The sequence below is a fragment of the Nannocystis bainbridge genome, from assembly GCF_028368995.1.
GTDB lineage: Bacteria > Myxococcota_A > Polyangia > Nannocystales > Nannocystaceae > Nannocystis > Nannocystis bainbridge.
Map to the genome: position 1 here is coordinate 727,608 of NZ_JAQNDL010000004.1, position 19,044 is coordinate 746,651.

Here is a 19,044-nt window from a genome sequence, read left to right on the forward strand (position 1 = left end):
CGAGGACGAGGTCCAGGGCGCGCTGCCCGGCACCGATGCGGCGTCCGTGAACAACCCGGCGATCTCGGCCGGGCGAACTCCGGCAGCGCCGGCCGCGGTGCCTGTGGGCCCCCGCGAGGAGGCGGACGAGGACCGGGTACAGAAGACATTGCCGGGGACGGACGCGGCGGCGGTGAACAACCCCGCGATCTCGGCCGGTGACAAGATGGACCCGAACGGGGTCGCCGGCTTCAAGGCGTGGGAAGTCGGCGGCTTCATCGACGTCAACTACAGCTACAACAGCAACAACCCCGACAATCATGTCTACCGCGGCACGAGCGTGCAGCCGCGGACCGGCGAGTTCTCGCTCAACCACGCGGTCGCGTACATCCGCCGCGATGCGATTCCGGGCCGCTTCTCGCCGCTGTTCGAGTTCGCCGCGCAGGGCGGTCCGGCCGCCGACGCGCTGGTCGCCTACGAGCCGAACCCGGGCGGCGCCAACGGCAAATTCGCCGGACCGGAGGTGTGGAAGCATATCTCGCGGGCCACCATCGGGTTTCGCACCCGTCACGGCACGGAGTTGGTCGCGGGCCTGCACCTGAGCCCCGTCGGTATCGGCATTCACTGGAGTCCCTACAACTGGAACTACACGGTCACCTGGCAGCTCAACAGCGTGCCGTACTACCTCTCGGGCATCAAGTTCGCGCAGACGATCCGCGACAAGCACCAGGTCCAATTGTGGGTGACCAACGGCTGGCAGATCCTCGCCGACAACAACAAGGCGCCGAGCGTGATGCTGGGCTACACCTTCACGCCGAGCGAGCGCTTCAACTTCGGCGAGTACGTATGGATCGGCCCCGAGCAGGCCGACATGCGCCCGAATGCCTGGCGACTGTTCTCCGACTCGCAGTTCACCTACAACACCGAGCGCTTCGGCATCGGCGGGCTGTTCGACGTCGGCGCCGACCCGCGCACCGACCTGCCGCTGACGCCGTGGCAGATGTGGATGAACGGGGCGATCTTCACTCGCTGGCGCGTGCTCGGGAAGGAGCGCACGTGGGACATGGCCCTGCGCCCCGAGTTCTTCTGGGACCGCGACGGCCGGATGTTCGGCGTCCCGCAGACCTTGATCTCGGGCGCCTTCACCAACAACTTCCGCATCTTCAACAACCTCCTGTTGCGCGTCGAGTACCGCTACGACCACTCGACCAACCCCAATGGCTTCTTCTACCGCGGGGCCGCGATCGCCGACGACGCCATGGGCCTCGGACGCGACCAGCACACCGTGTTCTTCAGCGCCGCGGGCGTGTTCGCCCACCGCTTCGGCGGCAAGCGCCCATGACCCAGCCATCGGAGGTCGGATGTCTCCACTGATCATACTCCTCGTCGTATTCGCCGGCTTCGGGATCTACGGCGCCATCAGCGATCGGGCCGACGATCGGGCCCGCCGCCGGAAGGCGCTCCGTCACACGCTCGAGCAATTGCCGGTCGATCGTCGGCAACCCCGGACCATGCCTCGCGCCGGGGAGAGGCGGACGCCTCGGTGAGCGCCGAGTAACTTCATCGGCCGGCAAACGGCGGAGAGCGCGCACCGCGCTCGAATGAGACGCTTCCGACCCTGGCCCATCCAGGGCCGACGACTGGTGTCCCGGAGTCGACCGACCGAGACGTGGGCGGCATCGTGGCACCTCAGAGAGCTGGGCTTGGCTCACGGCTCGCAGAACCAGCCGAGGATCGCGGCGTCCCCGAGCGTGTGTCAGCCGAGCGCCAGGGCGACGAGGAGATAGCCCGTGTTCCAGCCGTAGCCGTAGAGGTGGTGCAGGACCACGAACACGCCGCCGCCGATCACCAGCTCGGTGGCGTCGGCACGTCCATGCCGACACGAGTCTATCAGGGCTTGCCGCCGCCGGGCGGCTGGGTCCCCAGGTTGTTCGGGGCGCCGCCGGAGTGCCTGGACGGACAACTGCATCCGTCCACCAGCGCAGCGGCGGCGATCACGACGACCACAAGGAACCATACCGCCGACTTCTCGGTCTCGATCGCCAGATCGCCGAGCCCTTGCCCGAGCTGTTCGTCCGTCAGCGGCTCGCCGTGGATCGGGCACGGGAGCGCGACGTGGGCCGTGATGAAGCGGCGTTTCCGCCACCGACGCGTCGACAACTCGCGCGATCGACCCGCCAGGGTGTAGTCGACGGCGCGCAACTTTGGCGTGGTCGACCACGAGCGCCGCGTGTCGTCGCGCTCGACGCATTCCCGCAATGGGAGCATGCGGACGATTGCACCGCATGTTCTGCCGTCAGCCGGGCGCGATCTCAGAACAGGGTGTAGACGAACGGGGCGACGTAGGCGAGGCCGCCGGTGAGCCATAGCAGGACGCCGGCGAGCAGCAGGACGATCAGCCGCGGGGCGCCATCGCGCATCCGGGGCTGTGAGCAGGGCCAGACACCCCCCCGGCCCAAGCCTTGAGGCCGCGGGTCTGCGGGCCGTCGGGCCAGCGCCCCTCACTGGCAGCAGCCGTCCGGCAGCTTGTAGTCCGGGCGTGGCTCGCACCCGATCACGCGGCCCCGGGCGTCGACCGTGATGTCGCAACACTCGTCAAGCATTACGCGCAGGCGAGCACGCCCTCGCTGCACACGGGACTTCATCCCGGACAGCGAGACACCGAGCATCGCGGCCGCGTCCTTCTGCGTCAGTCCTTCGAGCTCGGTCAACGTCAGTGCTTCGCGGTAGGGCGACGGGAGCGCCGCCACGAACGGCGCGAGGTACGTGGCGAGCTCGCGCTCGACCGCGCCGTCGTCCTCCTCGTCGTCCGCGGCGGGCTCGTCGGCCGCTTCGAGAGACGCCAGCGGGTGCCGCAGGGCCGCGCGCTGGTGGTCGACGATGGCGCTCCGGGCGACCTGGTACACCCACGGCCCGAAACGATCCTCGTCACGGAGGTGGGGCAAGCTCTTCTGCATGCGCAAGAAAATGTCCTGAAGGACATCTTCGGCGTCGGCCCCGGCGACGCGGCGCGCGACGAACGGACGGAGCTTGCGTTCTAGCTCCCGCCACGCGCCGCGCATCTCCAACGTGATCATGTCGAGTGACCTCCCGGCCGGTCGGGTTGGACGCCTGGTCGCGTCCCGTCGATCACCATGTCAGAGCCGTTGCAGCGCCGCAACGCCCCGGACACTGCCGCGACGCTGCGGCCAATCATGCCGGGGCCTTCGCGTTGGCGGACTGAGCCCCGCGCAAGCCGAGGTAGACGTGCAGGAGACCGAGGACGATCGCGCCCGGTACCAGGTTGATGGCGAGCGCGGCGCTGAACCCCGGCATCGGCGTATGGAGCACCGTGGGGCCGTCGAGCGTCCATGCGGAGGCGGGTCGAGCGGCAAGGACGAGCGCCAGCGACGCCGCGTGCAGCATCGTCAGCGTGACGTGCACGGTGTACTCCGCGGTGCTCAGGCCCCCCAGCGTCGCCCGGCTGTCACGCTCGATCGCCACGTCCCAGAGCCCGACCACGAGGTCGAGGACGGCGACTCCGACCGCCGCCCAAAGGAGCGCCCCGGCGGTCGGCGCGGCGAACAAACCGCCGACGAACGCCGGGAAGAGAAGGGCTCGCAGGGTGTGCAGCCAGTGCTCGCGGCGGGTCTCCGCGCGCTGGTGAAGCCTCAGCCGCCAGAGGTGGATGTAGAGCCCGTCGACCGCGGCGAGGACGGCGTAAGCGGCGAGAAGGACCGCGGCGACGTTGGTCAGCGTGGCATCGATCATGGTCGACTCCGTGGTGTGCTCAGGCGGCGCCGCCGCGGGGTCGGTTGGCCTCGATGATCGCCGACGCGACGTAGTTCTCGGCGCCGGACCCCGGGACCCAGTCCTTGATGAACTCTCGGCTCTCGGGCTTGACGCTGATCCTGATGTTCTCGAAGCCGGCCTCGCGCAGCAGCGCCTCGAGCACCCCGACCTCGGCCGCACCGGCGACGCAGCCGGTCCGCGCGGCGACTTGCGTCGCCAGCTCCTCGGGCAAGGTCGCGGTGGCGACGACATCGGAGATGGCGAGCCGCCCGCCCGGCCTCAGCACCCGGAACGCCTCGCGGAACACGGACCCCTTGTCGGGCGAGAGGTTGATGACGCAGTTCGAGAGGATCACGTCGACCTGCGCATCGGCGACGGGCAGGTGCTCGATCTCGCCGAGCCGAAACTCGACGGTGCGCGCGTCGAGCTTCCGCGCGTTGGCCCGCGCCTTGGTGATCATGTCCGGCGTCATGTCGACGCCGATCACGCGGCCGGTCGGGCCGACCTGGCGCGCGGCGAGGAAGCAGTCGAAGCCGCCGCCGCTGCCAAGGTCGAGCACGACCTCGCCGGGCCGCAGCGCCGCGATCGCCTGCGGGTTGCCGCACCCGAGGCCCATGTCGGCCCCTTCAGGGACGGCGGCCTGCTCCTCGGCCGAGTAACCAAGTTGGTGGCTGGAGTCCGTCTTCGGGCCGCTGCAGCAGCCGGGAGTGCAGCCGCTCGCGGCGCCGGTGTTGGCGATCTTGGCGTAGTGCTCGCGGACGGCGCCGCGGATCTCGTCGTCGTTCTGGTCGGTCATGATGGTTTCCGCCCCGAAGACGACGACCCTCCCGAAAGGACGCAGACTTTTTTCGGGCCTCGCCGCCTCCCGCTTTCGGGCTTGAATCTCGGCGCCTGAGGCTATATCGTTAAAATGCGATGAGCGACGCCGCCCCCTCGGCCTGCTGCCCTCCCTCCGACGACCGCCCGGACCTCCGACCGATCGAGGGGGAGGAGGCCGATCAAGAGCTCGCGGCGCTGGCGAAGGCGGTCGGACATCCCGCCCGGGTGCAAATCCTCCGGCTACTGGCGCGCCGCGCGTCGTGCGTTTGTGGCGAGATCGTCGACGAGCTCCCGCTCGCGCAGTCGACCGTGTCGCAGCACCTGAAGGTGCTGAAAGACGCCGGTCTCATCCGCGGCGAGATCGATGGCCCGCGGACCTGTTACTGCATCGACAACCGCGCCCTCCGTCGGCTAAAGGCGCTCGTGGGTGGCCTCTAGCCCGCTAAATCGTCCTTCTACGAACGCGAGCGCCGGCCTCGCGTCGATGGAGTGTTCTGCATGAGTTCTTCAAGTCCTCTCGGCATCTTCGAGCGCTACCTCAGCCTCTGGGTCGCGCTGTGCATCGGGGCGGGCGTCGCCCTCGGCAACCTCGCGCCGGGCTTGTTCGCGTTCGTTAGCAGCCTCGAAGTCGCCAGCGTCAACCTCGTCGTCGCCTTGCTGATCTGGGTGATGATCTACCCGATGATGATCCAGATCGATTTCGGCTCGCTGCGCGACGTGGGGCGCAGGCCGAAGGGCTTGATCGTCACGCTCGTGATCAACTGGCTGATCAAGCCGTTCACGATGGCCGGCCTCGCCAGCCTGTTCTTTCTCCACGTGTTCGCCGGCCTCATGCCCGAGGCGGAGGCCCGCGAGTACCTCGCCGGCGCGATCCTTCTCGGCGTCGCGCCATGCACGGCGATGGTGTTCGTGTGGAGTCAGCTCACCCGCGGCGACGCCAACTACACGCTCGTCCAGGTCGCGGTGAACGACTTGATCATGGTCGTCGCGTTCGCGCCGATCACCGCGCTCTTGCTCGGCGTCACCGACATCACCGTGCCCTGGACGACCCTGTTGCTGTCGGTCGTTCTCTACGTCGTGATCCCGCTCGTCGCCGGCGCATGGACCCGGCGCGCGCTGACGGGGCACGAGCCCGCGGCGCTCGGCCGCTTCGTCGCCGCCCTCAAGCCCGTCTCCGTGCTCGGACTCCTCGGGACGGTAGTTCTGCTGTTCGGCTTCCAGGCGACGACCATCGTCGAGCGCCCGCTGACCATCGCGCTGATCGCCGTGCCCCTGCTGATCCAGGGCTATGGGATCTTCGGGCTGGCGTACTTGTGGGCGTGGGCCTGGCGCCTGCCGCATTCGGTCGCAGCGCCGGCCGCGCTGATCGGCACGTCCAATTTCTTCGAGCTCGCGGTCGCGGTCGCGATCGGGCTGTTCGGCCTCCAGTCGGGCGCCGCGCTCGCCACGGTCGTCGGCGTGCTCGTCGAGGTGCCGGTGATGCTGTCCCTGTGCGCCTTCGCCAACCGAACCGCCCACCGCTTCGCCGCCGCCGCGTGACCCATGAGCGTCCCCAACTTCACGAGCGTCCTGTTTCTCTGCGTCGCCAACTCGGCCCGTAGTCAGATGGCCGAGGCCCTTGCGCGCGCCCGTTGGGGCGATCGCGTGCGTGTCACCAGCGCTGGCTCGCAACCCACACGCATCAACCCCTTCGCCATCGAAGTGATGCGCGAGCGAGGCCTGGACCTCGGGTCTCACTACTCCAAGTCCGTGACGACGATCGATCCCGCCTCGGTCGACCTCGTAATCACCCTCTGCGCCGACGAGGTCTGCCCGCTGTTCCTGAGCAAGGCACCGCGCCTGCACTGGCCGCTTCCGGATCCCGCGAGCGATGATCCCTCGTTGACCCGCGACGACATGCTCGAACGCTTCCGGCGCACCGCGGACGCGATCGAAACCTGCCTTCCTGAGCTCGACGGACGCGCCTAGGTCGCCCGTCGCCGCGGCGAACCGCTGTCCACTCGAACGACAGCGGCTTTCACGGCGCCACGTGCGGGGGGCCGATGGTGTACCGCGTTAGTTCGACAGGGCGCCGTGCAGGTTGCCGCGGCATTGCCCCCGGCGGGTGACATCGCCCGCTGCGCGAGGTACCTTGAGCGTATGCGCCGCCTCGCGCTCGCCACGCTCGCCGCTCTCGCCGCCTGCAACAATGGTGAGGGGCCAGGGCCAGGATTCGGCTCGAGCATCACGACTGCGCCGCAGGGCACAAGCTCGAGCGGTGACGCGTCGACGTCGACCTCGACGTCGACGTCCACCAGCTCGGCGGAGGACTCGGCCGCGGCGTCGAACAGCTCCGCCAGCTCGGCGGGCTCTGGCATTCCGGACGGCGGTACGCCGCCGGACGGCGGCGACAAGCCACCGGCAGGCTGCATGGGCAAGGTCGATCTCGTGTTCTCGATCAGCTCGCGGTGGACGATGAAGGGCGCGCAGGATTGGCTCAAAGCGAGCTTTCCGGGCTTCGTCGACACGCTCGAGACCGAATTCGCCGGCTTCGACTATCACATCCTCACACCTCGTCAGTATGGCCCGCCGTGGGGAATCCCGGGCTGTGAAGACTGCGTCGACACCTGCCCGAGCGGGCCGGAGGACTATCCGTGCGGAGCAGTGCTCGAGCCGTGCGACACGGTGCAGGGCGCGGGGATCACCTTCTCCGCAGGGTGGGACGCGAGCAACAAGCGGTGCGACCTGTCGGGCGGACACCGTTACATCGGCGCGGGACAGGCTGATCTGGACGACGCCTTCGCGTGTGTGGCGTCTGTCGGCACGAGCGGTGGCGGGTTGGTTGCTGAAGCTGCCGTCAGCGCACTAGAGGACGAGATCAACGCGCCGGCCGGCTGCAACGCGGGCTTCCTCCGCGATGACGCGCTCCTCGTGGTCGTCGCCATCGATGACACATGGGACGAGAAGAGCGAGGGCACGGCGAAAGACTGGGCCGACGCCCTGGTCGAGGCCAAGGGCGGCGACGCGGACGCGGTGGTGCTGCTCGTGATCACGAACGACATCGACGATCCGGACGGTCTGTGCGGCTACGAAGGAGTCCCCCCCGGCTATCACAAGCTCCGCACCTGGACGGAGCTGCTTCCCCATTCAGTGTTCGGCTCGATCTGCAACGACCAAGGCTACGCCGAGTACTTCGCCGCCGCGGCCGCGAAGATCAAGGCGCAGTGCGACGTGTTCGTGCCGCAGTGAGCGCCTACGGGTAGAGGCGCAACGCGAACGCCCGCGGTTGCAGGTCGGCGAATTCGCTCCCCACGATGGACACGTGACCCCAGGGACCGACAGCGAGTCCCGCGGCGTCATCGGGGCCCTTGCCCGGCCCGTTGCGGACGACCTCCCAGACGTGCCCGCCGAGCGGGCCAGGGATGGCGAAGATCCACGCGTCCATGTCGGTGGCCGGCTGCTTGCGCGAGCCGGCGATGATGATCTTGCCCTCGCGGTCCTCGCCGATCGCGTAGCCGATCGCGTCGCTCCCCGGCGTGGGCTCGACCCGCACGGGCCCGGGTTCCCCCGCGGCCGAGAACCAGCGTGTGAGCACCTGGCGGATCGTGAACAGGTCGCGCCCCCACCCGGTGATGACAAATCCACCTCCCCGCAGCGGCGCGACGGCCATCCCGCCGTCTTCCGCGAGCTGTTCGCCGGGCGACGTCCACTCGCCAAGCGCTTCGCCCGCGAGCGAGTACCGCAGCACGATCGTCCGCCGATAGATCTTGTTGAAGTCGCCAACGATCTCGCGCTCGCCGACGACGATGACCTCGTCACCGACGATGGCCACGCCGCGGCCGATCTCGTCCAGCTTGTTCGGCGGGTCATCGGCGAGAGACGCGGCGAAAGGCGCCTCGTGAAGCAGCGCTCCGTCCTCGGCCGCCAGCCACCATACCCGGAGGTCATGCGTGCCAGGCGACACCTCGAGCGCGCCGACGACGATCACGAAGGGGCCCGCGACCGTGACCGCGAGCGCTTTAGTCTTGAGGTCGCCCGTCGCCTTCCACTCGAACGACAACGGATCGTCGAGCCACACCTTGGACAACGCCCACGTCGGCCCGAGTTGCGTGGACGCGACGAACACCGCGCCGTCGTCGCTGGCGGCGATCGCCGGTCCGCTCCCCGCGGACGCGAGCGCGACCTTACCGAGCGCGACCGGCCCCGCCTCGAGCTTGCCCGTCGCCCCATCGATCTTCACCGCGACCGCCTCGAGCCCCTGTTGAGTCTCGTAGAAGCCCGCGGCAGCGATCGCCGCGTCGTCGAGCAGCGTCGCGCTCGTGAAGCCGTTGATCGGCCCGACCTGCACGTAGGGCGGCCAGACGTCGGTGCCGCCGGGCGCGACGTCGATCGTCAGGTCCTTCTCGGCTTGCCCGCTCACGCCGTCGGCGGCATGCGCGACAGCGCGGATCGTGTGCGTGCCGTCGCCGGGGACGTTGTCCGACGTCACCTCGAACACGCAGACCGGATCCCCCGGCGTCGCGCCGAGTGCGAGGGGCACGTCGCCGTCGAACACGTCGATCGTCGCGACCGGCCGCGACGTTGACACCGTGACCTGCACCTCGCCGACCTTGTCCACCGACGATGGCGACAGGAACACCTCCACGTTGACCGGCAGGGCCTTTCCGTCGTCGGTGGTGGTGCCGGTCGCGCCGTCGCTCTCAGTCCCGCCGTCGGTCACCGACGCGCTCACCGACGTCGCTTCACCGATCGTCGCGCTCGTGTCTGCGGTGCTGGCCATCGTGTCGGCCGTCGTGCTCGCCGGGCTCGGTTCGTCGGTGGTCGATCCGCTGGCTCCGTCGCTGATGGGGTAACCCCCACCCTGCTGCAGGAGCTGATCGAAGTCTCCCGCGCAGGCGGCGAGGACGGCGACGGACAGGAGCGTGCGGCGGACCATCGTTGCGAAGGTACCACGCGCGGGTCCGCGCGCGAAGCCGGGGCGCGACGTCCAGGCGCGTTGACGACGTTCTATTTCTGCCAAGGGGGTAGACCCTAGAAGCGCCCGAAAAGCGAAAGGCCGGCGCCCTGGGGCCCGCCGTAGGGCGCAAGACGGGCCCGGTCCGTCGTCGGGCGCAGCTTGCCGCGGGCGACCATGCCGATGCCGACAGCCCCGAGCACCGCCGCCGAGATTGCGAGGCCGATCTTGGCGCCCCGCGTCCACGTCCCCACGGATCCGAGGTCGCTCATGCGCTGCGCCTGCTCCGGGGTCCGATGGCCCGCCTGTTCAATCTCGGCGATCAACGTCTCGAGGTCATTGAACGCCCCGGCGCGGCGGACCTGCACGGGGATGATGGCGAGGGCGGCGAGGGCGGCCGTGCCAAGCAGGACCCCGCCGGCGATCGTCAGGCCGTTGGCGCGCGGAGGCGTGCGGCCCGTCGTCGGCGCTGTCATCGCGGGCGAAGGTTCGCGCGCCTGCTCGGGTTCCGCCACGGGGCCGGGCTTCGGCTCGGATGTCGGCTGCACGCAAGGGGGCGCGACGAAGCGCGCGTCGCCGCGTGCGGCCGCTTCAGCGTGCGAGGCGAGGCCGGCGCGCGCTTCGTCGCGGAAGTCCGTCGCCTCGGGCGGCGGGGTGTCCGTGCGCGCGAGGACCCGCTCCGCGGTGGCGAGTAGTTGGCACAGGTGCGCGGCGTCGTTCGTGCGCTGGTACGCGACGCGGCGGGCGGTCACGGCGAGCGTGAGCAGATCGCCGAGGTCCTTGACGTCGGACGTGTCCGCGAGTCTCGACTCCACCAACTCGGCAGCGGTGATGAGCCGCTCGAGCGGCGCGAGGTTGTCGGTGGTGATCGTCGGGTCGGCCGCCGTGATCTCGTCGTTGATCTCGGCGTTGGTCGCCGTGGGCGACAGCGGCGGCGCCGCCAGGGTGGGCCCCGCAAGGACGAGGGAGAGCAAGGCGGCGCGCGCGGGCATGGGTTCGTTGTACCACCACGCCGGCCGAACGTGCTCCCGGCGTGGGTTGAAAGGGGGAGGATCGCGGCGGAACGAGGGGGTGAAGCGCGGCCGGGTGTGGGACGAAACGGGCCTGAAAATGGCAGGAAAGGCATTTAGGCGGTCTTTCTCGCCTGGGGCTGTGGCACTCTTGGCGACGATGGACAGCCCCCTCACTCCACGCTCCGGGCCCAGGCCGACGTGGCCCATCTACAAGGAAGTAGGCGCGGACTTCATCGGCGAGCTACTCGACGGGCGCTACAAGATCGTCCGGCGGCTGGCGAAGGGCGGCATGGCCCACGTGTTCCTGGCCAAGGATCTCACGCGCAAGTGCTACGTCGCGATCAAGCTCCTGCGCGCGTGCAGCCCGGAGGCGCACCGCCGCTTTGCGGTCGAGGCGGAGATCCTGAGCAACATTCAGCACGAGAACATCGTGCGCGCGATCGCGTTCGGTCACACGGCCGACGAACAGCCCTACATCGCCCTCGAGCACCTCGACGGCGAGACCTCGTCGCAGCGCCTCTCGCTCGGCCCCCTCCCATGGCGCGAGGTGGCCGAGATCGGCATGCAGATTGCCGACGCGTTGCATTCTCTGCATCGCGTCGGCGTGATCCACCGCGACGTCAAGCCGGACAACATCATCCTGACGACCGGCGCAGATCGATGCGTGGCGAAGCTGATCGACCTCGGCCTGGCGAGCGTCGGTGTTCCGTTCCACGAGGCCCAGGACGCGCGCTTCACCCCGCCCGTGATCCGTCACAAGACCCAGCTCGGCCGGGCGATCGGCACTCCCGATTACCTTCCGCCGGAGGCAGGGCTCTGCGACGCCAATCCGCTCCTGGACGTGTACCTGCTCGGCGCCACGCTCTACCAGCTCTGCACCCAGCTCCTGCCGAAGCTGACAGGGCTCCGGCCGATCCACGAGGTGAACCCAAGCAGCGAGGCGCCGGAGGACTTTTCGCGACTCCTCCGCTCGGCGCTCGAGCCTGAGCCGAGCGATCGGCTGCCGTCCGCGGATCACCTGCGCCGCGGGCTCGAGGCGATCCTCGCGGCGCACCCGCAAACGTCGCGCCGAGACCTGTTCGGCGGCAGCTTCGACCGCTTGGAGGTCATCGGCGTCGGCGCGAGCGCGGTGGTCTTCCGCGCCTCCGATCGTTGGCTGTCACGCGAGGTCGCGCTCAAGGTGCTGCGCGACGCGAAGCCGAGCGAGGACGACGCGATCCGCTTCCACCGCGCGGCGAAGATCCTGTCCGCGCTGCGGCACCCGAACATCCCGCAGATCCACCACTATGGGATTGAGGGCCGGGAGGCGTTCACGATCACGGAGCTGTGCCCGGGCTCGCCGGCGACGGATGTCGCGGGTCCCGACAAGCACCTGCGCTCCGACGAGGTCATCGCGGTCGGCCGCCAGCTAGCGAGCGCACTCATGGCCGTGCATGCGGTCGACGTCGTGTACCGCGACCTGCACGCGGGCAACGTCTTGATCGCACGCGGAGAGAAGCCGCAGGCGTGGATCTTCGACTTCGACCACGCGCAGGTGTCGCCCGCGTTCTACGCCCACCTGACGGAGCGGTGGGCGACGCCGCCGGAGGCGCGCGCGGAGCCCAAGAGCGAGAAGCCGCTTCGCAACATGGACTACGCGGCGCCGGAGGTTCGCAGCGGTGGGGCGTTCACCGTGGCGAGCGACGTGTTTGCGCTCGGACTGATGCTCTACCGCCTGCTCACGGGCTTGCGCCCGTTCCCGCCGGGCGGCAGCGAACCTGTACCAGCACGCAAAGTGTGTCCCGAGTGCCCGCCCGGCCTCGAGTCCTTGCTCATCGCCATGGTGAACCCGAGCCCGAGCGGCCGGCCCAACCTGCAGGCCGTGGAGGAAGCGCTCGCGGCGCAAGAGGAGGAGCTTGAAGCCGTCAAGCGCGAGGAAGCCGAGGCCGAGCAGGAAGCCGCAGCGGCCGCGCCGACCGTCCCAATCGCGCAGGTCGTGTTGAGCGCGACGCCGGAGAGCGCACCCGTTACGAGCGTTGACGCGGTCGAAAGGCCAACACCTTCGCAAGCGACTACCGCCGCCGCAGAAGCGCCGCCCGTCGACCTGCCGATCGGCACGTCGCGCGTGACTCCCATCGCCCGGCGCGGCGGCATGTGGGGGCTCCTCGCGCTGATTTTTGCGGTCGCGGTTGGCGTGGTCGTGGGGCGCGTGACCGCGCCCGGCGATATCGCGGTGCAGCTTGCCGGCGACATGCAGGGCACCCAGGCGCAGGTGATGCCGTCGCCGACGCCGCCGCGCACTTCGACCGACGACGGGCCGACCAAGCCAGCGACCGCCGAGGTCGCGCCGATGAAGTCGCCGCACGAGGGGACGCCGCCGAAACCAGCCCAGACGACCGACACGACCGGCAAGCGAACACCGCCGCTACGCCGCACACAGCCGTCGCCGCGTGGCGCGGTGACGACGGCAGAAGCGACCGCCGCAGCACAAGGCGCCGTGCAAGCGCTGCGCGGTTGCAAGGACGTCCCCGGCGCCATCACGGCCGACCTCGACGTCGTTCGGGGCAAGGGCGCCGTGGTCACGCTCAACGCCCGCGCGCCGGCTCCCGACGATCCGCGCTACCCCTGGCACGCCTGCGCCCGCGATGCACTCGAGCGCGTTCGCTTCCCGGTGAGCGAGATCGTCGGGCGCGTGCGTGTTCGCCTCCCGCTCGAGTAAGCGCTCAAGAGCGCGTCTTGACGTAGCGGTCGTAGGCGATGCCCAAGGCGCCTGTTCGTCGGGTCGCAGAGGAGCAGGCTACGAGCGGCCCCGAGACTGCATGACGATGGCCGCAGCACCCGCGCCCGCAGCGACGCACGACACGCCGAACAGGAGCTTGCGGCCGAGACCCCAGTCCTTCCGGGCGGACAGCTCGGCGAGCTCGGCCTGATCCTGCACGTAAAGTCGCTCGAGCTCGCGGTTCGCCTGCTTCAGTCTGGCGATCTCGGCTTCATCTTCCGCCCGGAGACGCTCGAGCGCGGCGTTCAAGCCGCGCAGTCTTTCGAGCTCGGCGGCGCCGTCTGCGAGCCGCTTCTCGAGCGCGACGTTCATCTCGTGGAGCCGACTGATACGCTCAGTCAACTCGGCCGCGAGCGCCTCGGCCTTCGCTTGCGCCGCGCGCTCGGCCGCCGCTGACATCGTGGGTGTCGGGTTCGGGACGGCCCACAGGTGGCGTGCCCTCGTCTCCTGCTTCACGGCCTCCACTTCCTCAATGCCGACGACGATCGCCTGCTCGACCTCCGCATCCATGAAGCTGACGAGCCCGAATTCCTGCTCGGCGCCCAGCGTAGCGACGAGACGATCGAACGTCGCCAGCGTGGGGTTCGGGTCGGGGTCGTTGAGAAGGCTGCTGAGCTGAGAGCGGTTGATGCCGGAGACCTTGGCGAGCGCCGACACGGTCAGAATCTGCTCGCGCGCGATGATCTCTCTGATCCGCCCAACGACTGCGGCAGGCTTGTTGACCTCGATACCATGGAAGCGAGCTCCGGCCTTGTGCACGAGTTCGAGGTAAAGCCCTAGCTTCGGGTTTGGCTCGGGCTGATCGAACAACGCGAGCACGTGGGCGGAGTTGTGTTCCGAGCGCTCCGCGAGCTCTTGCTTCGTCAAGCCCGAACGTCGCAGCCATCCCTCTAACTCCCCGAACCACCGACGCGTGCTCATAGTCGTCCATCGTACGGCCCAGGGCACGCCGGTCAAGCACCTGTTGCTCCGCGCGATCCAACACCGTTGGTCGCGCCGGAGCAACACCGACGGCCGCGCGCTCGCGCCGAGCAACATCGCCCGCCGGGGGAGCAACACCGACGGCCGCGCGTTCGCGCTGAGCGACAAACGGCCGGACGCTCGCGCGGAGCAACACCGCCTCGCCGGAGCAACACCGACGCGTGCTCGCGCCGAGCGACATCGCCTCGCCGGGAGCAACACCGACGGCCGGGTGCTCGCGCCTCGCCGGGAGCAACACCGACGGCCGGGCGTTCGCGTTGAGCAACATCGTCTCGCCGGAGCGCTCGTACATGGCCACCGCCGCGCGCAACGGGCCGACGAGGGCGGCGCACACAACGCTCGTGCATGGCCACCGCCGCGCGCAGCGGGCCGACGTGCGCGCCGGCGTCGTGCCCTATGGCGGCCCCTGCGGTGCCGGCCTCGGTCTGCACGGCAGCTTCCAGCTGTTGGCCCGAGGTATTGGCCGCCCCGGACGCTGTTGCTCCGCGGAGGGAGGTGTTGGCCGCGCGCGAGGCTGTTGCTCCGCGCGACGGCGGGGCCACGCCAGCGCGTGTGTTGCGGCCGGGGGCGTCGGTGAGATGTCAGCGAGGCGGAGGTGTTGGCCGCCGCGCAGGCTGTTGCGCCGCGCAGGGACTGTTGCCGCCGGATGTTTCGCCCGACAGCGGGGCCCGCCAGAACCAAACTAGCGACGGCCGACGTCGCGCCGAAGAAGATCGAGTCGCCGCACGAGGGCGCACGGCCGAAACCAACCGACGCGACGTGCAAGCGAATCGGGAAGACGCCGTCGAGGCGCCAAAGCGCCTGCATAGACGTCCCGGGCGCTACCACGGCCGACCTCGACGTCGTTCGCTCGGCGCGCGTGGGGTCGCCGACTGTTGCTCGGGGCGCGGCACGAGGTGTTGCTCGATGCGCGGGGTGTTGATTGTGGTGTTGCTCGGCGCGCCGGAGGTGTTGTTCGGCGCGCGGGTGAACGCCGGCTGTTGCTAGCGATGCTGCTCGGCGCGCGGTGTTGCTCGCGGTGTTGCTCGGCGCGTGGGGGGGCTCGGTGCGGGTGCTCGCCGGCTGTTGCTCGGCGCACAGATCGACGCGCGGTGTTGCTCGGGCGCGCGGCATTGTTCTGCGCGGGTGCTCGCCGGCTGTTGCTCGCCGGGCTGCTGGCGCGAGGTGTCTCTCCGTGCGGGCGTTACTCGGCGCAGCTCGGGCCGGGGTGTTGTTCGCGGCGTTGCTCGGTGCCCGGGGTGTTGCTCGCGGTGTTGCTCGGCGCGCGGGTGTTGTTCGGCGCGCGGGTGTTCGCCCGGCTGTCGCTCGCCGCGCAGCTCGGCGCGCGGGTGTTGCTCGCGGTGTTGTTCAGGCGCGCGGCGTTGCTCGGGGCGCGGGCGATCGGCGGCCACTCGCCGCGCAGCTCAGCGCGCGAGGTATTGCTCGGCGTGTGGGTGTTGCCCGCCACGCAGCTTGGGTCGAGGTGTTGCTCGGGGCGCGGGGCGTTGCTCGGGGCGCGGGCGACCGCCGGCTGTTGCTCAGCGCGCTGCTCGGCGCGCGGGTGAGCGTCGGCTGCCGTTCGGCGCGCAGCTCAGCGCACGGGTTGTTGTCTGCGGCGTTGCTCGGAGCACGCGGGTGTTGCTCGGCGCGCGGGTGATCGCCGGGTGTCGCTCGGCGCGCGGGTGTTGCTCGGCGCGCGGGTGTTGCTCGGCGTGTGCGGGGTGTTGCTCGTCCCCCTAAATTTGGGCTAGACAAGGTCCCTCAACCACATTCCGCGCTTATCGTGGCCCATATTTATTGCTTATTTCATGAGTCGAAATATGGTCGAAAGGCCAGGCCGAGCGCAGCTTGCCGAAGATCGCCGGAGCGGAACAACGCGCTCGGGATAGCTCGGTGGAGCAACACCCTGCACGCGAACACGCGCCGAGCAATACTGCACGCGCGTCGAGTAACAGCCGCGCGCGGAACAACGGCACGCGCGCCTTGCACCCCGCACGCCTCCCTGTCGTCACCCCCTGTTGTGCCGTCGGACGAACAGCCCTTGTCGGCCGCCCGGCCCGGCCTATGCTCGTGCTCCATGGGAACGCGGCGATGGTTCATGGACCTGGACGCATGGATGCGCCGGGCGGGTTTGAGTAAGGAGGCGGTAGCGAGAACGTCTGGGCACAAGACAGCGCACGTGCTGGCGCTGTTCGACGAACCGGACCCGAACCCTTCGCTGCGTCTCTACCTCGATCTGGTCCAGGCGGCCGGCGCCCAGCTAATCGGGGTGCGGGACAACACGCCCCGCGCCGTGATCGAGCGTCTCGCGAGTATCACCCGCGAGAACGAGATCACGATGTCCGCGCTCGCACGCGCTTCGAATGTTAACCGGCCGCAGCTCAGCACCCTGTTCAACGACCCCGAGCCGAACCCGAAGCTGGCGATTATCGATCGCATCGTTGTTGCCCTGGAGGCCGAACGGGACTTGGGACTCATGGGAGCAGCTCCGGACGCGAATGAAGTCGAGAGCGACGAGGACGACGACGACGACAGCCAGGAGAATGAGGACGGCGACGCGGACGATGATGGCCAGGAGAACGAGGACGGCGACGAGGACGACCGGGACGAGGACGGCCAGGACGACGAGGACGACGAGGGCGACGGCGCCGGCGGGGACGACGACCAGGACGACGAGGACGACGGCTACGCCGACGACGACGGCCAGGACGACGAGGACGACGGCGGCGGGGACGACGACGGCCGGGGCGACGAGGACGACGGCGACGCCGACGACGACGCCCAGGACGACGAGGACGACAGCGACGCGGACGGCCAGGATGACGAGGACGACGACGAGGACGAGGACGGCGGCGAGGATGAGCTCGACGAAAGCCGCGGCGGCGGTTTCGAGATTTCGGTGCAGGTGCTTAGCGAGCAGAATCTGGCCTTGCAGCGACAGGCTCTGATCGACGAAGTCGAGATTCGCGCGCTGAAGAAGCGAAGCCGCTGGAACGCGTTTAAGGTGGTCGCTGGCGCTGTTCTCGGTGCCGGCGTCGCGGCTGCTGTGCTGAAGCGTCGCAAGGAGTAGTAGGCAGCATCGGGTCTAACGACGACGCCCGTGACGAGGTCATGGGGGCATCGTCGCGGGCGGGGTCAGCTACACCGAGGCCGTGGCCTCGACCGCCGTGGCATCGATCGCGCCCATGCTCTGCCGCTGCTTGGCGCGCGGGGGCCGGCGGGCTGGCTCCCGCCCGACCTCGGCCGGCGGCAGGTCCATGGCCGCGGCGATGTGTTCCCAGGTGCCATCACTGCACCATCGCTCATACCAGCGCCACGACGTTGTGGCCGCGCCGTGCTCCTTCGGTAACTCGCTCCACTTCGCGCCGGTGTGTAGGACCCAGCGGATCGCGTCGACCGTGCGGCGGAGATCGGTGCGGGGTCCACCGCAGCGCCCCCGGGTGCCCTCGACCATCGCCGCGATCCGGCTCCACTGCGCATCACTCATCGACACGAAGGGGGCCGGCGGGGTCGGCGGGAGCGCGGCGATCGGCTGTGCTGCTTCCACGATCCGGTCGGTCGCGGTCTCGAGCGCCTGGCGCAGGTAATCGTCCGCGAGGTGCGTGTAGCGCTTGGTGGTCCGGTCTTGCTTGTGGCCGAGCAACTTCCCGACCGTGCTGAGTGTCGCGCCACTCATGAGCGCGTCGCTGGCGAACGAGTGCCGGAGGTCATGCAACCGGACGTCGGGGATCCCGGCGGCCTTGCGGATGTTGTCCCAGGTGTGATTGATGCCGCGCAGACGTTTGCCGTTCCGTGTGCACAGCACGTACCCCGTGCGCGGGTTGCCGGCTTGATCGTGGATATGCTTCAGGAGACCCAGCACGCGGCTGGAGACGGGTACCTTGAGCTGTCCGGTCTTGGTGTCCGGCAGGTTCAGGAGCGAGTGTTGCCAGTCGACCATGGCCCATGTGAGCGTGAGGATCTCATCGCGCCGACGCCCAGTGAGCGCGAGCAGATCGATCGCCCACACGCTCACCAGCTTGAGGTGGCCCTTGCGTGGGGCGGGGATCTTGAGGCCCGCGAGGATCACCGCTTGCACGCGCTGTCGCTCCTCCGGAGTCAGGAAGCGCTCGCGCTCCGGGATGGTGAAGTGCCGGATCTTGTGCGCCGGGTTGCGGATATCGGCGAGCTCCCAGTCCTCCGTGATCCGCGTGTACAGGCTGCTGATCACGCAGAGCATGAGGTTCGCCGCGCCGGGCCGATCCTTCATCGCGGTGTGAAGCTCGGCTACTTCTGCCTTGGTGATGCTCCGGTAGTTGCGATCCCCGAGCTTCGGCACGATCACCGTCTCGAGCGCGTGCTTGTAGTTCACGGCGGTACCTGCCTTAAGGTGCGCGTCGACGTGCGTGCGGATGAATCGCTTGGCGAGCTCACGAATCGTGTCCGCCTCGCACGGCGACGATTCCACCTGTTTCAGACGAGCGCGCTTGCCCGCGGCCGCACGGCCGGAATGTACAGTGTCGCCCGGCTCGTTCGCGTCCGCGGCTGCGTTAGTGAGCATGACAGCCGCCCGTCGCCGCGCCTCGTCAATCGACAGAGTGGGTCCGAGCAGTCCGATTTTCTGGCGGTGATCCTTGCCGTCCACTCGGAAGCGAACCAGCGCGACTTTCTTCCCCGTGGGCAGGACCCGCAGCAGGAAGCCCGGCAGGGCATCGCAGGTTACTTCGTACATCTTCGCGCGAGGCTTGCAGTCGCGCACGAACGCAGCAGTGATCATGAACCCCTACCTTCCACCTCTAGTTTTCGAGACAAAATCGGGCCAAGCAAGCGGC

At 69.2% G+C, this 19,044-nt stretch carries 17 protein-coding genes and 1 pseudogene; 8 read left to right on the forward strand and 10 right to left on the reverse strand.

Annotated features, from left to right (window positions below):
• Positions 1-148 precede the first annotated feature (148 nt).
• On the forward strand, positions 149-1,321 hold the full coding sequence (locus POL25_RS40290) for an outer membrane beta-barrel protein (RefSeq protein WP_272091733.1): 1,173 nt from the start codon (positions 149-151) through the stop codon (positions 1,319-1,321).
• A 548-nt stretch (positions 1,322-1,869) separates the two neighbouring features.
• Here the strand turns inward: POL25_RS40290 and POL25_RS40295 are convergent.
• The 5 genes and pseudogenes from POL25_RS40295 to POL25_RS40315 form a co-directional block, all read right to left on the reverse strand.
• On the reverse strand, positions 1,870-2,247 hold the full coding sequence (locus POL25_RS40295; RefSeq protein ID WP_272091734.1) for a hypothetical protein: 378 nt from the start codon (positions 2,245-2,247) through the stop codon (positions 1,870-1,872).
• Positions 2,248-2,291: 44 nt separating this feature from the next.
• Positions 2,292-2,387 (reverse strand): annotated as a pseudogene (locus tag POL25_RS40300) (DUF5989 family protein); the annotation flags it as partial.
• 93 nt (positions 2,388-2,480) lie between these two features.
• The gene (locus tag POL25_RS40305; protein ID WP_272091736.1) at positions 2,481-3,056 is read right to left on the reverse strand and encodes a sigma-70 family RNA polymerase sigma factor; all 576 of its coding nucleotides are present in this window, start codon (positions 3,054-3,056) and stop codon (positions 2,481-2,483) included.
• Positions 3,057-3,171: 115 nt separating this feature from the next.
• Positions 3,172-3,729 (reverse strand): hypothetical protein, encoded by a 558-nt coding sequence (locus tag POL25_RS40310; protein ID WP_272091737.1) that lies wholly within the window; start codon positions 3,727-3,729, stop codon positions 3,172-3,174.
• Positions 3,730-3,748: 19 nt separating this feature from the next.
• Positions 3,749-4,546, reverse strand: coding sequence for an arsenite methyltransferase (locus POL25_RS40315; RefSeq protein ID WP_272091738.1), 798 nt, complete (start codon positions 4,544-4,546; stop codon positions 3,749-3,751).
• Between the two features lie 119 nt (positions 4,547-4,665).
• Here POL25_RS40315 and POL25_RS40320 point away from each other — a divergent pair, with 119 nt between their 5' ends.
• From POL25_RS40320 to POL25_RS40335, 4 genes are all read left to right on the forward strand, one after another.
• The gene (locus POL25_RS40320) at positions 4,666-5,007 is read left to right on the forward strand and encodes an ArsR/SmtB family transcription factor (RefSeq protein ID WP_272091739.1); all 342 of its coding nucleotides are present in this window, start codon (positions 4,666-4,668) and stop codon (positions 5,005-5,007) included.
• A gap of 60 nt (positions 5,008-5,067) precedes the next feature.
• Positions 5,068-6,108 carry an ACR3 family arsenite efflux transporter gene (arsB, locus tag POL25_RS40325; protein WP_272091740.1) on the forward strand — a complete coding sequence of 347 codons (1,041 nt, stop codon included), beginning with the start codon at positions 5,068-5,070 and terminating at the stop codon, positions 6,106-6,108.
• Between the two features lie 3 nt (positions 6,109-6,111).
• Positions 6,112-6,537, forward strand: a complete 426-nt coding sequence (locus POL25_RS40330; RefSeq protein ID WP_272091741.1) for an arsenate reductase ArsC — start codon at positions 6,112-6,114, stop codon at positions 6,535-6,537.
• A gap of 171 nt (positions 6,538-6,708) precedes the next feature.
• Positions 6,709-7,797: a hypothetical protein gene (locus POL25_RS40335; RefSeq protein ID WP_272091742.1), complete on the forward strand. Its 1,089-nt coding sequence runs from the start codon at positions 6,709-6,711 to the stop codon at positions 7,795-7,797.
• Between the two features lie 4 nt (positions 7,798-7,801).
• Here POL25_RS40335 and POL25_RS40340 read toward each other — a convergent pair whose 3' ends face one another.
• Complete coding sequence (locus tag POL25_RS40340; RefSeq protein ID WP_272091743.1) at positions 7,802-9,193, reverse strand: hypothetical protein; 1,392 nt, start codon at positions 9,191-9,193, stop codon at positions 7,802-7,804.
• Here POL25_RS40340 and POL25_RS40345 point away from each other — a divergent pair.
• A complete protein-coding gene (locus POL25_RS40345) occupies positions 9,159-9,401 on the forward strand; it encodes a hypothetical protein (RefSeq protein WP_272091744.1) in 243 nt (80 codons plus the stop codon). The two genes, POL25_RS40340 and POL25_RS40345, sit on opposite strands and share 35 nt — an antisense overlap.
• A gap of 178 nt (positions 9,402-9,579) precedes the next feature.
• Here POL25_RS40345 and POL25_RS40350 read toward each other — a convergent pair whose 3' ends face one another.
• Complete coding sequence (locus POL25_RS40350; protein ID WP_272091745.1) at positions 9,580-10,722, reverse strand: hypothetical protein; 1,143 nt, start codon at positions 10,720-10,722, stop codon at positions 9,580-9,582.
• On the opposite strand from POL25_RS40350, the gene POL25_RS40355 reads away from it, so the two are divergent.
• Complete coding sequence (locus POL25_RS40355; RefSeq protein WP_272091746.1) at positions 10,673-13,213, forward strand: protein kinase domain-containing protein; 2,541 nt, start codon at positions 10,673-10,675, stop codon at positions 13,211-13,213. The two genes, POL25_RS40350 and POL25_RS40355, sit on opposite strands and share 50 nt — an antisense overlap.
• 78 nt (positions 13,214-13,291) lie before the next feature.
• Here POL25_RS40355 and POL25_RS40360 read toward each other — a convergent pair whose 3' ends face one another.
• Positions 13,292-14,140: a helix-turn-helix domain-containing protein gene (locus POL25_RS40360; protein ID WP_272091747.1), complete on the reverse strand. Its 849-nt coding sequence runs from the start codon at positions 14,138-14,140 to the stop codon at positions 13,292-13,294.
• A 1,297-nt stretch (positions 14,141-15,437) separates the two neighbouring features.
• The gene (locus POL25_RS40365) at positions 15,438-15,701 is read right to left on the reverse strand and encodes a hypothetical protein (protein WP_272091748.1); all 264 of its coding nucleotides are present in this window, start codon (positions 15,699-15,701) and stop codon (positions 15,438-15,440) included.
• 711 nt (positions 15,702-16,412) lie between these two features.
• Between POL25_RS40365 and POL25_RS40370 the strand changes: the two genes are divergently transcribed.
• The gene (locus tag POL25_RS40370) at positions 16,413-17,303 is read left to right on the forward strand and encodes a helix-turn-helix domain-containing protein (protein WP_272091749.1); all 891 of its coding nucleotides are present in this window, start codon (positions 16,413-16,415) and stop codon (positions 17,301-17,303) included.
• A gap of 69 nt (positions 17,304-17,372) precedes the next feature.
• On the opposite strand, the gene POL25_RS40375 is transcribed toward POL25_RS40370, so the two are convergent.
• Positions 17,373-18,989, reverse strand: coding sequence for a tyrosine-type recombinase/integrase (locus POL25_RS40375; protein WP_272091750.1), 1,617 nt, complete (start codon positions 18,987-18,989; stop codon positions 17,373-17,375).
• Between the last annotated feature and the right edge of the window lie 55 nt (positions 18,990-19,044).